This window comes from Carnobacterium sp. (assembly GCF_032094055.1).
Taxonomy (GTDB): Bacteria; Bacillota; Bacilli; order Lactobacillales; family Carnobacteriaceae; genus Carnobacterium_A.
Genome location: NZ_DAMDAK010000063.1, coordinates 1 through 1,119 on the forward strand (window position 1 = coordinate 1; position 1,119 = coordinate 1,119).

Consider the following 1,119-nt stretch of genomic DNA (forward strand, 5'->3'; position numbering starts at 1 on the left):
TCTTTAACGACGATCCGGTCGATGACGATTTCAATAGTATGCTTTTTGTTTTTCTCTAATTCAATATCATCTGAAATATCATACATTTCTTTATCGACCCGCAAACGCACATAACCTTCGCTTTTGATTTTATCAAAAACTTTTTTATGTTGGCCTTTTTTTTCGACAACAATAGGAGCTAAAATTTGAACACGGGTGCCTTCAGGGTATTCTAAAACACGGTCTACCATTTGTTCAACAGATTGACTGGTAATTTCAGTTCCGTCATTTGGACAAATCGGGTGACCGACTCGTGCATACAGTAAGCGCAGATAGTCATTGATTTCCGTGACAGTTCCCACTGTAGAACGAGGATTTTTACTAGTTGTTTTTTGATCGATCGAAATCGCTGGACTTAAGCCATCGATACTATCAACATCCGGTTTATCCATTTGGCCAAGGAATTGCCGGGCATAGGCAGATAAACTTTCGACATAACGCCTTTGTCCTTCTGCATATAATGTATCAAACGCTAATGAACTTTTTCCCGAACCCGACAAGCCTGTCAGGACAACTAATTGGTCTCTTGGAATAGTTACATCGATGTTTTTTAAATTATGTGAGCGGGCGCCATGAATTTCAATTTTATCATTTCGCATTTGGTTTCTCCCTTTTATGGTGAATTTTAATGTTGCTTTTCCTAGATTAGAATGGGTTCTTCTAGTTTAACGCAAATCACAAAAAATAGGATAGCAAAGTGCTTCCTATTTTAGATCTCTTTAGTTTATTATAACACACTTTCTTCTTTTAGCGAACATTTGTTCAGGATTTTCATTCTGCTAAAATGCGGTGCGATATTTCTTGTAATTGTGCCTGATTTGTAAAGTTGCCGCTTAATAATTCCGGTAAGATTTCATTTAAAAAATATTGAACGCTGGTTAAATGATCAAAGTGCAGAATGGTCTTCAAAGATTCTTCATAGATTTCAGTAAAGACACTTTCAGGATTACCTTTTTGAATTTCTCCAAAAGACTCATATAATAAATCTACTTTATCAGCTACAGATAAGATTTCTCCTTCAAGTGTTGCATCTTTTCCTTCTTTGAGACGCTTTGAGTACGCTTCTTGAAATTCAGCTGG

At 36.4% G+C, this 1,119-nt stretch carries 1 protein-coding gene and 1 pseudogene; both read right to left on the reverse strand.

What is annotated here, in order from left to right:
- Positions 1-638 (reverse strand): annotated as a pseudogene (locus tag RT405_RS09660) (excinuclease ABC subunit UvrA); the annotation flags it as partial.
- Between the two features lie 172 nt (positions 639-810).
- Positions 811-1,119, reverse strand: a 309-nt coding sequence (locus RT405_RS09665) for a YfbR-like 5'-deoxynucleotidase (protein WP_313469348.1), incomplete at its 5' end; no start/stop codon positions are given.